Genomic DNA, 13,090 nt, shown 5'->3' on the forward strand with positions numbered 1-13,090 from the left:
TGTCGGCGACGCCTCCCGAGGAGCCCGACGGGCTGGGACGATCGCGTGATGCGACCGACCCACGAGGACCCCTACATGGGTCCGCTCCCCCGCGCCGCGGGATGCGACTGCCACGTCTGCCGTCCCGAGCCGAGCTACCAGCCCTACGACCGGGAGACGATCGACGCCGTGCTGCGGCACGGATGGCAGGTCGTCACGGTCGGCAGCGGACGGTGTGACTGCTGCGACGACGAGGGTGCCGACCCGGACGGCGACGACGCTCCGGCCTTCGCCTACACCGTGGGGCTCGGTCACCGGGCGGGTCATCCCGAGCTCGTGATGTCCGGACTCGACGCCGGACTCATGCACCGCGCACTCAACTCGCTGGCCGAGCGCGTGCTGGCCGGGCGGACCTGCGCTGCAGGCGACGTGGTGGAGGACGTGCTGGGCCGGGTGCCGGTGGCGCTCGCGCAGGCGTCGCCCTCCGCCCTCGACGACGTGGTCATCTGGTCGGGCTGGTTCCACCGGCGCCGACCCGAGGCGCTCGTGGTGGTGTGGCCGAGCACCTCGGGCGTCTTCGCGTGGCAGCCGGGTGCACCCGCCGTGCTCGACGAGCTCCAGCCCGTCACGTGGCGTGAGCCGATTCCCCAGGTCGGCGCACTCGCCCCCGACCCTGGGTGGCCCTTTCCCGTGGCACCGGACGCACGCGTCCTCAGCTGCAGCCACGTCGTCGACGAGGGCGGGCCGGTCCTGTGGGTCGCCCGCGAGAGCGACCCGTCGCGCGGGGAGGACTGGTCGCTGCACTGCGGCGCCCTGGGGCACGAGGACGACGAGGTCGCCGTCCTGCACCTCGCCCACCTCGTGCGCGGAGCACCGAGCGTGCGCGATCTGGCCGACCTGCCGCTCGACTGGGAGGCCGAGCGCGCTGACGTGGACAGCCCGTGGACGACGCAGGCCATCGTGCGCGGACCCGACGCCTGACGCCCTAGGGTCGAGGTCATGACCCCGCTGCGCATCGGCTTCGTCACTGGCGCGACCCCGGACAAGTGGGCCCGGCACTGGCGCGAGCAACGCCGCGAGCCCCTGGAGCTCGTGCCGGTCACGGAGGACGAGCAGCTCGACGGGATCCGCGACGGCAGCCTCGACATGGCGCTCGTCAGGTTGCCGGTCGACCAGGACGGCTTGCACTGCGTGCGTCTCTACGACGAGCTCCAGGTGGCGGTCGCCTCCCGGGAGCACGTCCTTGCCGCCGCCGACGACGAGGTCACCACCGGCGACCTCGTCGACGAGCAGCTCGTGCGCCCCCACTCCAGCGGCTGGCGGCCTGAGGCCGACCAGCTCGAGTGGCCCGAGATGACCGAGCAGGAGGCGATCGAGACGGTCGCTGCAGGCACGGGCGTGGTGATCATGCCGATGTCGGTCGCACGGCTGCACCAGCGCAAGGACGTCGTCACGCGGGTCGTCTCCGACCTCGAGCCCACCACGATCGCGCTGGTCTGGCGGATCGAGCGCGACGACGAGGTGACGCAGACGTTCGTCGGCGTGACGAAGGGGCGTACGGCCCGCTCGTCACGCTGAGGTCACGGGAGCGGCCGGGAGGCCCTCGCGGCGGCGACCGCCGGGCTCGACTCGCTCGGCATGAGGATCCACAGCACCGGGTAGACCAGCAGCTGGCTGCCCGGCACGACCATGAGGATCAGCAGGAAGACGAGTCGCGCGACCCACGGGGAGAGGCCGAAGCGTCGCCCGAGCCCCGCGCAGACCCCGCCGAGGATGGCCTGGTCCTCGGAGCGGATCAGGCCCTGACGAGCCAAGGATTCGCGGATGTCGTTCATGGTGTTCCTCCGGGTGTGTGGCGTGATGACTCAAGCGTGCGCCTCCGGCGCGCGTTTCACCATCGGGGCCAGCCCCGATGCCTCCCTGACGCCGCCCGGACATGCTCTTTGCCCCGCCATCGTGAGGACTGGCGGGGTGTGGGGCGGGGTCATGGTCGTTCGGGCGGCTCGCCGTCCGGGTCGAGGCGTCGGGTGCCGGTGCGGTCCCTCAGGTAGCGGTGACCGTGCGGGCTGGTCCACTCGAAGACTCCGGGCGCGATGACCCGGTAGGTCCAGGCGGTGAAGGTCTTGAGCCGGTGGTGATACCGGCACAGGCACGCGAGGTTCGAGGACGTCGTGGGGCCGGGTTGGGGTCTGCCTTCGGCTTCGGCGTCGTGGTCGAACTCGACGACGTGGTCGACGTCCGCGCCCCGGGCGGGTCGGGTGCACCAGGGGAACGTGCAGGTCCGGTCTCGGAGGGCGACCTGCTCCCGGATCGACTTCGGGATCTCGTAGCCCGGGGCGGACAGCTCGGCGTTGAGGTCGATGACGGGCTTGATCGTGATCTTGGTGCGGGAGTCGCCGCACCAGGCCTTGACCTGGTCGAGCAGCAGAAGCCTCCGGCGTTCCTCGAGCCGCCCCGTGGGACCGAACACCGTGGTGCCGTCAGGGGCGGACTCGGCAGCGAAGTGGGCGTTCAGCACCACCTCGCGCGCGGCTGGGAGCCCGTCGGCCGACGTCGCCTCCGCCGTGCCCTGGGCGTGGAGGTCCAACGCGGTCTGGGTGCGGGCCAGGTCACCGAGCGCCTTGGCGCGTCGGACGTCGAGGGACTCGGTCGAGCCCAGCGCCTTCTGCAGTGCGGCGCCCTGGACCAGTGCGTGGTCGAGGTCGAGGGCGTCGGCGATGTCGAGGTCGGCCTCGAAGTGCATCGTGCCGGAGTAGTGCACGTCCTGGTCGTTGAGCGTGGCGTGGCGCGGGTCCACCGACAGGTAGCCGTCCTCCGGGTCGGCGGCCGGGTCGTGCTCGGCGAGGTCGAAGCGCTTGATCGTCTCCGCGACCAGCCGGTCGAGCTGCGCGGGCCCGATCTTCCCGGCCACGGCCGCGACCTGCGCGTCGACCCACCGCGCCGCATCCTTGGTGAGCGCGGGGGTGGCGTGGATGGTGACCTCCGCGACGGACCGGGCCCGCCACGCCGGCACCCGACCGGACTGCACCAAGCGCCACAGTCGTGGCAGCCGGTGGCGCAGCTCAAGGGCCTGGCCGATGAGCTTCTTCGCCGCCACCGAGGACATGCCCAGCTCGGCGCCGAGCTCGGCGACGCAGAACTCCGCCACCAACGGACAACCCTGGCCGGCGATGGGCTCCTCGTGCTCGCTGCCGGGGATGGTGAAGGCGGCAGCGGAGTGGATCGACTCCGGCGGGTGCAGGTCCGCCCACCGGGCGGCGAGCTCGAGCTGACGAGCAGCCGCAGTGTTCTCGGCGTCGCGCGCGGCCCTGATCGAGGCGAGCAGGCCGGAGGCCGAGAGGTCGTCTGCGACCCTCTCGATGTCCTCTGCCAGTGCTTCGCTCATGTGTTCTATTGTAGGCGATGCCACCGACAGTCATCATGCGCCGAGCGTCCAGTTCGCGGCAAGGTTCTGGCAACCAATCGGGGGTCTCGATACGCCTCCGCTCGTCCCTCGCTCCGGCTACTCGACCAGCGAGGGGCCGGGTCTCGTGATGGTCGCTGAGCGACCTCCTCGACCACCGAGTGGACGCGGGTCTCGATACGCCTCCGCTCGTCCCTCGCTCCGGCTACTCGACCAGCGACGGGGGCCGGGTCTCGTGACGGTCGCTGAGCGACCTCCTCGACCACCGAGGAGAGGGCGACCTCCTCGACCAGCGACGGGGACGGTCGTGTCAGACGTGCTCGCGCAGCCACTCGCCGAGCGCGGCCGCGGACGTGGCGACCAGGCTCGGCCAGTCCATCGCCCCCTCGTCCGCGCCGTCGGAGACGTGCTTGACCAGCCTCACGGCCACGCCGGCCTCGCGGGCGGCGTACGCGACGGCGTACCCCTCCATGTCGACGAGGTGCGCCCGCTCCGCGAGGGCGTCACGGACGACGGGGTCGCTGACGAAGACGTCGCCGGTGGCCAGCACCGTCTCGGACTCGCCCACCACCAGCCGCTCCTGCGGGTCGTAGCCCAGGGCCCGGATCACCTCGGCGCTGAGGTCGTGGTTGAGCACGACCCCCGGCTCGTGGATGCCGGTCAGCCCGGGCCGCAGGGCGCCGGCGGTGCCGATGTTGAGGACGGTGAGCCTCGAGAGGTCGTCGTAGGCCGCCAGGGCTCGCGCGGTCGCGACAGCAGCTGCCGTCTTGCCGAGCCCGGTGATGACGAGCGGCAGGTCCGGCGGCACGTGCGCCGCCTCGGCCGCCGTCGCCGCGACGACCAGGTAGCGCCCGGTCACCGGTGCTTGCCCGGCCGCGAGTGGGGGGTCGCCAGGACGGACTCGACCTTGTTCTGGTCGTAGACCTCGCCGAGCCACTCGAAGAGGCCCCGCAGGACCTCGGGGTCGGCGACGTAGTCGTCGTAGTGCACGCGGTAGGCGGCGTCGCCGAGCTCGTCCGCGACGCGGAGGATCTTCTCCTCGATCGCCCGCACCTGGGCCAACGGGTCGTCCTTGTGCGTCCAGTAGTTGCTGGCCGCGACGTCCTCGAGCCTGCGGGTGTTGACCACGAACCGGGCGCCGGGGAACACCTGGCGCAGGAAGTCGACGTAGTCGGGCAGGTCGGCGTCGTACCAGCGGATCTCCTTGTAGCCGCTGACGCGGGTGTCGTGCTCCGGGCGCAGCAGCGTCGCCTCGGCCAGCGCGCGGATGTGCTGGAGGGAGGCCACCTCGGGGAAGCCCTCGATGCCGAACCACGGGTGCGTCGGCTGGCCGGCGCGGTCGGGGTCCACCCGGGCGCGCTCGGCGAGACCGCTCCTGTGGAAGTCGTAGAGGTGACGCATCGCGTTGCGGTTCTCGCCGCGCAGCAGCCACCCGGGGATCGAGTTGAGGATGCCCATCAGCAGGGTCGAGCCCGACCTGCCGTAGGTCATCACGAAGACGTGGTCCATCGCCGCGCTCACCAGGACTTCTCGAGCGGACGGCCCTCGTGGAAGCCGGCTGCGGACTGGACCCCGACGAGCGCCCGCTCGTGCAGCTCGGCGAGGTCGGCGGCACCTGCGTAGGTGCACGACGACCGCACCCCCGAGCAGATCTGGTCGATGAGGTCCTCCACCCCCGGACGCGCGGGGTCGAGGTACATCCGCGAGGAGGATATGCCCTCCTCGTAGAGCCCCTTGCGCGCCCTGTCGTACGACGACTCGCCCGCCGTCCGGCTGGCGACCGCACGCGCCGAGGCCATCCCGAAGGACACCTTGAACGGGCGACCGTCGGCGTCGTGCATCAGGTCGCCCGGCGACTCGTGGGTGCCGGCGAACCAGGACCCGATCATCACCGAGGACGCACCGGCCGCGAGGGCCAGCGCCACGTCGCGCGGGTGGCGTACTCCCCCGTCGGCCCACACGTGCTTGCCGAGCTCGCGAGCAGCGGTCGCGCACTCGAGCACGGCGGAGAACTGCGGACGGCCGACCCCGGTCATCATCCGGGTCGTGCACATGGCGCCCGGGCCCACACCGACCTTGACGATGTCGGCGCCGGCCTCGATCAGCGCGCGCGTGCCGTCGGCCGAGACGACGTTGCCCGCGGCGATGGGGACCGACGGCGAGAGTGCTCGTACGGCCCGGAGGGCCTGGACCATCCGGTCCTGGTGGCCGTGCGCGGTGTCCACGACCAGGCAGTCGACGCCGGCCTCGAGGAGCTCGGCGGCACGATCGGCGACCTCGCCGTTGACCCCGACGGCCGCGGCGATCCGCAGCCCGCCCGAGGAGTCGAGGGCGGGACGGTAGAGAGTGGCGCGCAGCGCGCCGAGGCGCGTCAGGACGCCGACCAGCTCGCCGGACTCCGAGACCGCCACGGCCAGCGGCGCCTTCGCGCGCTCGATCGCGTCGTAGACCTCTCGCGGGTCGGTGCCGGCCGAGACGGTGACCACCGAGCGGTTCATCACCATCGACACCTGGGCGAAGCGGTCGACCTCGGCGCAGTCACGCTCGGAGACGACGCCGACGGGTCGGCCGTCCTGCACGACGACGGCGGCCTGGTGCGCGCGCTTGGGGATCAGCGACAGCGCCTCCGCCACGGTCTGGTCGGGTCGCAGCTCGATCGGGGTGTCGAAGACCTGGTGGCGCTGCTTGACCCAGCGCACCACGTCGGCGACGACGGGGATGGGGATGTCCTGCGGGATGACGGTGATCCCGCCACGCCGCGCGACCGTCTCGGCCATCCGCCGGCCGGCGATGGCCGTCATGTTCGACACGACGAGCGGCAGCGTCGCGCCGGTGCCGTCCGAGGTGGCGAGGTCGACGTCGTAGCGGCTGGCCACCGAGGAGTGGCGCGGGACCATGAAGACGTCGTCGTAGGTCAGGTCGTGGGGCGGCGTCGCGCCGTCGAGGAACTGCACGTGGGGTGACTCTACGCAACCTGCCCCGGATCGCCCGGCAGCTTCCTCGGCCGCAGCCCGACGTCGGCGAGCTCCAGCGCGGCCAGACGTCGTACGACGTCAGGGTCCCGCGCGCGCCAGGCACCGGCCGGGTCGTCGCTGACCTTCGCGAGCACCCGCATCGGCTGGTGGGCGAGGGCGCGCAGGGCGAACAGGTCGAGGTCCTCCTGCGCGTCGATGAACCTCGCTCCTGCGGTGGCCTCCCGGATGAAGCGCCATCGCAGCGGGAGGTGGATCGCGGCGACGACGAGGATGGGGACCAGCGCGACCGAGAAGCCGAGCAGCAGCGCGAGGCGCTCGACCGCGTCGACGGTGTCGCGACCGGCGGAGGCGATCCCGTCGGAGGCGTCGGCGGCCTTGTCGAACGGCACCGCGAGCTCGTCGCCGACGAGGGGCGCCTCACCGAGCCGACCGCCCGCGTCACGGAGCTGCTCGGCCATCGACGTGGCCGCCGAGTCGGTCTGGCGCGCGGGACCCGCCAGCTCCATCGTCCCGTCGTGCACTGCCATCCCGGTCCACACCCACAACACCAGCCAGGCGACGAAGAGCAGGTCGGCGACGACCTGGAGCGTGCGTCGTCCGGGCGTGTCGGCGAAGAGCTTCATGCTCCACCTTCTCAGCCCTGCGCGGCCGCCTCCTGCAGCGCGCGCCACGTGCGGTCGACGTCGGCCTGCGTGGTGCGCCAGCTGCCGACCGCGAGGCGGATCGCCGCTCGCCCCTCGACGGTGGTGTGGCTCAGGTAGGCCACGCCGGATGCGTTGACCGCCTCCATGGCGGCGAGGGTCTCGGCGTCGCCGGCCCGGAGCCGGAACACCACCAGCGACAGCGCCGGCTCGGTGACCAGCTCGAAGCGGTCGTCCGCGGCCACCAGGTCGGCGACGTGGTCGGCCAGCGCGATGCCGCTGCGGACGTGCTCACGGAGGCCGGCGAGCCCGTAGGTGCGCAGCACGGCCCAGAGCTTGATCGCGCGGAAGCGCCGCCCCAGCTGGGGGTGCCAGTCGCGGTAGTCGACGACCTCGCCCGAGTCGGTGGCGGCGTTGCGCAGGTACTCGGGGAGGATGGAGAGCGCGCCGGTCAGCGCGGCCCGGTCGCGCACCCAGAAGGTGCTGCAGTCGAACGTGGTGAGCAGCCACTTGTGCGGGTTGGTGACGAAGGAGTCGGCGGCCTCCACCCCGGCGAGGTGGTCGCGGTGCTCCGGGCAGACCGCCGCGACACCGGCCCAGGCGGCGTCGACGTGCAGCCACATGCCCCACCCGCGCACGACCTCGGCGATCGCGGCGATGTCGTCCATCGCACCGGTCGACGTGCTGCCGGCTGCGACGTGCACCATCACGGGCCGCAGCCCTGCCTCGACGTCCTCGTCGATCGCCTGGCGCAGCGCGTCGACGTCCATCGCCTGGGTCGTGGGGTCGCCGTCGATCGAGCGCACGGCGTCCTCACCGAGGCCCGCCATCATCGCCGCCTTCACCAGCGAGGAGTGCGCCTGCGTGGAGCCGTAGACCCGCCACCCGGTGCCACCCACGCCGTGGGCGCGCACCTCTCCCCCGCTGGCCCGGTGCAGCGCCGAGAGCAGCGCGGTGAACGTCGCGGTGGACGCGGTGTCCTGGATGACACCGCCGCCGGGCCCGTCGCTGCGGAACGCCTCAGGCAGCCCGAGCGCCTCGGCGAACCAGTCCAGGACCACCTGCTCGACCTCGGTCACCGCCGGGCTGGTCGCCCAGATCATCCCCTGCGCGCCGATGCCGCTGGAGATGAGGTCGCCGAGGATCGCCGCCGGCGAGGAGTTGGCCGGGAAGTAGGCGAAGAAGCGCGGGTGCTGCCAGTGCGTGAGACCCGGCACGACGACCCGGTCGAGGTCGGCCAGCAGGGCGTCGAACGGCTCGCCGTCCTCCGGTGCCGACGTCGGCAGCTGACGTCGTACGTCGCCGGGCGCGACCTGTGCGCGCACGGGCAGGTCGTCGAGCGAGGCCCAGTAGTCGGCGATCCAGTCGATCGCGGCGTGCCCCTGGCGACGGAACTCCTCGGGCGACATGTGGCCGGTCTGCTCATCGGGCATGGCCCGAACGTACCGGGGCGGGTCAGGTCGTCGTACTCAGGAACGATCGGGTAGTCCGACAGGTCCGACGACGCCACGCGGCGAGCACGCTTCTGCCATGCCTACCAAGACCGACTCCGCCACCAAGAACACCACCGCCTTCGCCGCCCAGGCCGCGATCTCCTTCGGCGCCTCGCTCTTCGCGATGCTCGTCGCCGTCTACTTCATGGAGGCCGACCCGTGGATCAAGGGCTTCCTCGCCCTCGGCACCCTCTACCTGGTGACCTCGACCTTCACCCTCGCCAAGGTCGTGCGTGACATGCAGGAGGACAACACCACGATCCACCGTCTCGACGCCGCCCGGCTCGAGAAGATCCTCGCCCAGCACGACCCCTTCAAGTCCGCCTGACGGTCAGCGCCTACTTGAGCTCGGAGCTGGTCAGCCCGAGGATCCGGCGGGCCACGATGAGCTGCTGGATCTGCTGGGTGCCCTCGAAGATGTCGAGGATCTTCGAGTCACGCGACCACTTCTCCAGCAGCTCGGCCTCGCTGTAGCCGAGGGTGCCGCAGAGCTGGACGCACGACAGCGTCACGTCGGAGCCGACACGGCCCGCCTTCGCCTTCGCCATCGAGGCCTCGAGCGAGTTGGGCAAGCGGTTGTCGGCCATCCAGGCCGCCTGCATCATCAGCAGCTTGGCGCCCTCCCAGTCGGCCTCGAGCTGGAGGAACTTCGCCGCCGCGGCGCTCTGGCTCTGGGCGGTCCGGTCGTAGTCGATGACCACACCGGCCTGCTCCAGCAGGTCACGCGTCAGGTCGAGCGAGGCGCGGGCACAGCCCACCGCCATGGCCGCCACGAGCGGACGGGTGTTGTCGAAGGTCGCCATGGCACCGGCGAAGCCCGACTTGGTGTCGATCTCGGGCGACCCGAGCAGGTCCTCGGCCGGGACCCGGCAGTCGGTGAAGGTGATGACCGCGGTGTCGGAGGCACGGATGCCGAGCTTGTGCTCGAGCCGCTCGACCTTGAGGCCGGGGTTGTCCTTGCGGACCAGGAACGACTTGATCGCCGCCCGACCGAGGGACCTGTCGAGGGTGGCCCACACGACGACGCTGTCGGCGCGGTCGCCGGAGGTGACGAAGATCTTCTCGCCGTTGATGACGTAGTGGTCGCCGTCCTGGACCGCGGTGGTGGTGATGTTGGCCGAGTCGGACCCGATGCCGGGCTCGGTGATCGCCATCGCCGCCCACGTGCCCTTGAAGCGCTCGAGCTGCTCCTCGTTGGCCACCGACGCGATCGCCGAGTTGCCCAGCCCCTGGCGCGGCATCGACAGCAGCAGCGCGGTGTCGCCCCAGCACATCTCCGCGACGGAGAGCACGGATGCGAGGTTGGCGCCGTTGCGCACCTTGCCGTCGTCCGCCGCCCTGTCGTCACGGCGTACGCCGCCCGCGCCGGCGCCGCCGGTCGCACCGGTCTCGCTCACGCCGTCGATCAGCGCGGCGAGCATGTCGAGCTCCTTGGGGTACTCGTGCTCGGCGCGGTCGTACTTGCGCGAGATCGGACGCAGCATGTTCATCGCCAGCTGGTGGGCCTGGTCGATCAGACCGGCCTGCTTCCTGGGCGTTTCGAGGTTGATCATCAGACCAGCACCGCACCTTCCATGACACCGACGGCCCGCAGGTCGCGGTACCACCGTTCGACCGGGTGCTCCTTGACGAAGCCGTGGCCACCGAGCAGCTGCACACCGTCGAGGCCGATCTTCATGCCCTTCTCGGCGCACAGCTGGCGGGCCAGCCCGACCTCGCGAGAGAAGTCCTCGCCGCGCGTGGCGCGCGAGGCGGCCTTCCAGGTCAGCAGCCGCATGGCCTGCACCTCGATCGCGATGTCGGCGACCATGAAGGCGACCGACTGGCGGTGGCTGATCGGCTCGCCGAACGCCTGCCGCTCGTTGACGTAGTCCTTGACGTAGTCGAGCACCGCCTGCCCGGTGCCGACCGCCAGCGCGCACCACGCGAGCCGCGAGAGGCGTACGCACTCGGTGTAGGCGGTGCCCTCGGTGTCGCCGAGCAGCGCGTCCGCCCCGACGCGTACGCCGCTGAGGTGCAGGCGCGAGAGGCCGGCAGCCCGGACGCCCATGGACGGGTCGGCCTCGACCTCGAGGCCCTCGGTGCCCGGCTCGACGAGGAAGAGTGCCGGGGTGCCGTCGAGCATCGCGGCCACGACGAAGAGCTCCGCCTCGGCGCCCCGCACGACCGCCGACTTCACCCCGTCGAGGACGAAGCCGTCGCCGTCGCGCAACGCGGTCGTCGCGAGGGCGAACGGGTCGAAGAGCACCGTCGGCTCGGCGATCGTCAGCGCAGCGGCCGGCACGTCGCTGCCGGTGAAGGCGGGGAGGTAGGTCTGCTGCTGGGCCTCGGTGCCCCAGAGCCCGAGCGCCGTGGCGACCGCGCCCGGCGCGAGGGCGGCGACGGCGAGGCCCATGTCGCCCTGGGCCAGCGCCTCGGCGACGAGGGTGCCCGCCATGGCCGAGCGCTCCTCCATGATGCCGCCCAGCGACTCGGGGACGCCCAGGCCGGGCAGCCCGATCTCCTGGGCGGCGGCGAGCACCTCCTGCGGCGCGGCGCAGGCCTCGTCGGCCCCGGACGCCGCGGGACGGAGCAGCTCGGCCGCGAGCTCTCGCACCACGTCGACGAGCATGGCCTCGTCCTCGGTGGGGGTGAGGTCGAAGACCCCGCGCGACTCCGCGTTGGCCGGTCGGGCACCCGCGGTGCGACGGCCGGCCCGGGCGAACTGGCGGCCGGCTGCGGTCGCCACCCGGAAGCCGTTGCGCGTGGTCGAGTAGACGACCTGCTCGGTCTGTTTGCGCAGGCCGACGCGGTCGATGAGGTCGCTCTGCGCCAGCCGGTTGACGGCGGCGACGGCGAGGCCGATGGGGTCGCGGGTCTCCCGGGAGGACAACCCGTGGCGGCCACCCGGCCGCAAGCCGTTCATGAAGGACATGGCCCAAATGTAACTGTGAGTTACACCTTTGGCCAGAGGCCTCCCCGTGCTGCGCGTCACCCTCGCCCTCCTCGTTAGGATCCTTCGCATGCCCGACGAGCCCGTGACCGACGTCCAGCCCGATCTGCACACCCCCTACGGCTCCCTCCCCGAGGGTGGCACGGTGCGCGCGATCACGCGGTGGGGCACGCCCGTCATGCACCGCGCCCAGCAGCAGGTGACGTCGTACGACGACGCGCTGCGCGCCCTCGCCGCCGACATGGTGGCGACGATGTACGCCGCCGACGGGGTCGGCCTCGCCGCCTGCCAGATCGGCGAGGACGTGGCGATGTTCGTCTTCGACTGCCCCGACGACGAGGGACGGCGCACGGTCGGCGTGGTCTGCAACCCGGTGCTGACGCTGCCCGAGGGCCGCGAGCGCCGGCTGGACGACGACGACGAGGGCTGCCTGTCCTTCCCCGGCTCGTTCGAGCCGTGCCCGCGGCCGGACTGGGCCCGCGTCGACGGCTTCGGCCTCGACGGCGAGCCGGTGACCTTCGAGGGCGACGGCCTGCTCGCCCGCTGCCTGCAGCACGAGACCGACCACACCCTCGGCACGGTCTTCGGCGACCGGCTCTCGGCCAAGTCCCGCAAGCGGCTCACCAAGAAGCACGACGCGGCCGCCGAGGACTACCCGCCCACCTGGCCCGCCGACGAGTCCGCCTGATGCACGACCTGCGCATCACCCGCGAGAACGCCCGCTTCCAGCAGTGGGAGGCGCTGCTGACCAACCGCTCGAAGCGCCACCGCAACCGCGAGCTCCTGGTGCAGGGAGTCCGCCCGATCACCCGGGCGGTCGAGGAGGGCTGGACGGTGCGAGCGCTGCTGCGCGCCGACGGCACGTCGTCCGGCTGGGCCGACGAGCTCTGGGCCAGCACCCGCGCCGAGCGCGTCGTCCTCTCCCCCGAGCTCCACGCGCGGCTCAGCGGGAAGGAGGGCGCGGAGCTCGTCGCCGTCGTCGAGATGCCCGACGACGGGGTGGCCCGCCTGGCCGACTCCTCACGCCCGCACGGGCCGGTCGTCGTCTTCGACCGGCCGACCAGTCCCGGCAACATCGGCACGCTGGCCCGGTCGGCGGACGCCTTCGGCGCCTCGGCCCTCGTGGTCACCGGCCACGCGGCCGACCCCTACGACCCGCAGGCCGTGCGCGCCAGCACGGGCTCGCTCTTCGCGCTCACCGTGCTGCGCGTGCCCGGACCGGGGCCCGTCGTGGAGCACGCCCACGCCCACGGCTACCGGATCGTCGGCACCGACGAGGACGGCAGCCCGCTGGCCGACGTCGACCTCGCGGGCCGCGTCGTCATCGTGGTCGGCAACGAGACCCACGGACTGTCGTCGGGCTGGCGGGCCGTGTGCGACGACGTGGCCAGCATCGCGATGGTGGGCACCGCCTCCTCGCTCAACGCGGCGGTCGCCGGGTCGATCGTGCTGCACGAGGCGCTGCGCCAGCGCGGCTAGCTCGGCGTGAGGTGTCGGCGCCTCGACGGTGGCGTAGCCATCGCCGGGCCGCACGCACTGATCCTGAGGCGCGGAGCTCCGATGAGCGTCCTGGTGGACGCGAGTGCGGTATTCATGACGCACTCCGCGCGTCACCAAGACCGCGCTCGACGCCCCGCGCCCACCGGCGGTCAGCGCGGACAGGCCAC

The 13,090-nt window shown here is 72.3% G+C and carries 14 protein-coding genes; 5 read left to right on the forward strand and 9 right to left on the reverse strand.

Annotation, left to right across the window (positions count from 1 at the left end):
• Positions 1–48 precede the first annotated feature (48 nt).
• Positions 49–960: a DUF4262 domain-containing protein gene (locus ACS3YM_RS08855; RefSeq protein WP_439939694.1), complete on the forward strand. Its 912-nt coding sequence runs from the start codon at positions 49–51 to the stop codon at positions 958–960.
• A gap of 18 nt (positions 961–978) precedes the next feature.
• Positions 979–1,557, forward strand: a complete 579-nt coding sequence (locus tag ACS3YM_RS08860; RefSeq protein ID WP_439939695.1) for a LysR family substrate-binding domain-containing protein — start codon at positions 979–981, stop codon at positions 1,555–1,557.
• Between the two features lie 2 nt (positions 1,558–1,559).
• Here ACS3YM_RS08860 and ACS3YM_RS08865 read toward each other — a convergent pair whose 3' ends face one another.
• The 7 genes from ACS3YM_RS08865 to ACS3YM_RS08895 form a co-directional block, all read right to left on the reverse strand.
• Entirely contained in the window at positions 1,560–1,814 is a 255-nt protein-coding gene (locus ACS3YM_RS08865; RefSeq protein ID WP_439939696.1) for a PspC domain-containing protein, read from the reverse strand.
• Positions 1,815–1,963: 149 nt separating this feature from the next.
• Positions 1,964–3,364: an HNH endonuclease signature motif containing protein gene (locus ACS3YM_RS08870; protein WP_439939697.1), complete on the reverse strand. Its 1,401-nt coding sequence runs from the start codon at positions 3,362–3,364 to the stop codon at positions 1,964–1,966.
• Positions 3,365–3,692: 328 nt separating this feature from the next.
• Entirely contained in the window at positions 3,693–4,241 is a 549-nt protein-coding gene (locus tag ACS3YM_RS08875) for a nucleosidase (RefSeq protein WP_439939698.1), read from the reverse strand.
• Positions 4,238–4,903: a sulfotransferase gene (locus ACS3YM_RS08880; RefSeq protein WP_439939699.1), complete on the reverse strand. Its 666-nt coding sequence runs from the start codon at positions 4,901–4,903 to the stop codon at positions 4,238–4,240. Before ACS3YM_RS08880 ends, ACS3YM_RS08875 begins: the two co-directional genes overlap by 4 nt.
• On the reverse strand, positions 4,900–6,336 hold the full coding sequence (locus ACS3YM_RS08885; RefSeq protein WP_439939700.1) for a GuaB1 family IMP dehydrogenase-related protein: 1,437 nt from the start codon (positions 6,334–6,336) through the stop codon (positions 4,900–4,902). The genes ACS3YM_RS08880 and ACS3YM_RS08885 overlap by 4 nt, the downstream gene beginning before the upstream one ends.
• Positions 6,337–6,347: 11 nt before the next feature.
• Positions 6,348–6,980 carry a hypothetical protein gene (locus tag ACS3YM_RS08890; protein ID WP_439939701.1) on the reverse strand — a complete coding sequence of 211 codons (633 nt, stop codon included), beginning with the start codon at positions 6,978–6,980 and terminating at the stop codon, positions 6,348–6,350.
• Positions 6,981–6,991: 11 nt separating this feature from the next.
• A complete protein-coding gene (locus ACS3YM_RS08895) occupies positions 6,992–8,431 on the reverse strand; it encodes a pyridoxal phosphate-dependent decarboxylase family protein (protein WP_439939702.1) in 1,440 nt (479 codons plus the stop codon).
• 97 nt (positions 8,432–8,528) lie between these two features.
• Here ACS3YM_RS08895 and ACS3YM_RS08900 point away from each other — a divergent pair, with 97 nt between their 5' ends.
• The gene (locus ACS3YM_RS08900) at positions 8,529–8,819 is read left to right on the forward strand and encodes a YiaA/YiaB family inner membrane protein (RefSeq protein WP_439939703.1); all 291 of its coding nucleotides are present in this window, start codon (positions 8,529–8,531) and stop codon (positions 8,817–8,819) included.
• A gap of 10 nt (positions 8,820–8,829) precedes the next feature.
• Here the strand turns inward: ACS3YM_RS08900 and ACS3YM_RS08905 are convergent, their stop codons facing one another.
• A complete protein-coding gene (locus tag ACS3YM_RS08905) occupies positions 8,830–10,044 on the reverse strand; it encodes an acyl-CoA dehydrogenase family protein (RefSeq protein WP_439939704.1) in 1,215 nt (404 codons plus the stop codon).
• Positions 10,044–11,405: an acyl-CoA dehydrogenase family protein gene (locus ACS3YM_RS08910; RefSeq protein ID WP_439939705.1), complete on the reverse strand. Its 1,362-nt coding sequence runs from the start codon at positions 11,403–11,405 to the stop codon at positions 10,044–10,046. The genes ACS3YM_RS08905 and ACS3YM_RS08910 overlap by 1 nt, the downstream gene beginning before the upstream one ends.
• An 88-nt stretch (positions 11,406–11,493) precedes the next feature.
• Between ACS3YM_RS08910 and def the strand changes: the two genes are divergently transcribed.
• Both def and ACS3YM_RS08920 read left to right on the forward strand, forming a co-directional pair.
• A complete protein-coding gene (def, locus tag ACS3YM_RS08915; protein WP_439939706.1) occupies positions 11,494–12,111 on the forward strand; it encodes a peptide deformylase in 618 nt (205 codons plus the stop codon).
• Positions 12,111–12,902 carry a TrmH family RNA methyltransferase gene (locus ACS3YM_RS08920; RefSeq protein WP_439939707.1) on the forward strand — a complete coding sequence of 264 codons (792 nt, stop codon included), beginning with the start codon at positions 12,111–12,113 and terminating at the stop codon, positions 12,900–12,902. The genes def and ACS3YM_RS08920 overlap by 1 nt, the downstream gene beginning before the upstream one ends.
• The last annotated feature ends 188 nt before the right edge of the window (positions 12,903–13,090 follow it).

Origin of the sequence: Nocardioides sp. N13(2025), from assembly GCF_051912545.1 — a bacterium.
Classification (GTDB): domain Bacteria; phylum Actinomycetota; class Actinomycetes; order Propionibacteriales; family Nocardioidaceae; genus Nocardioides.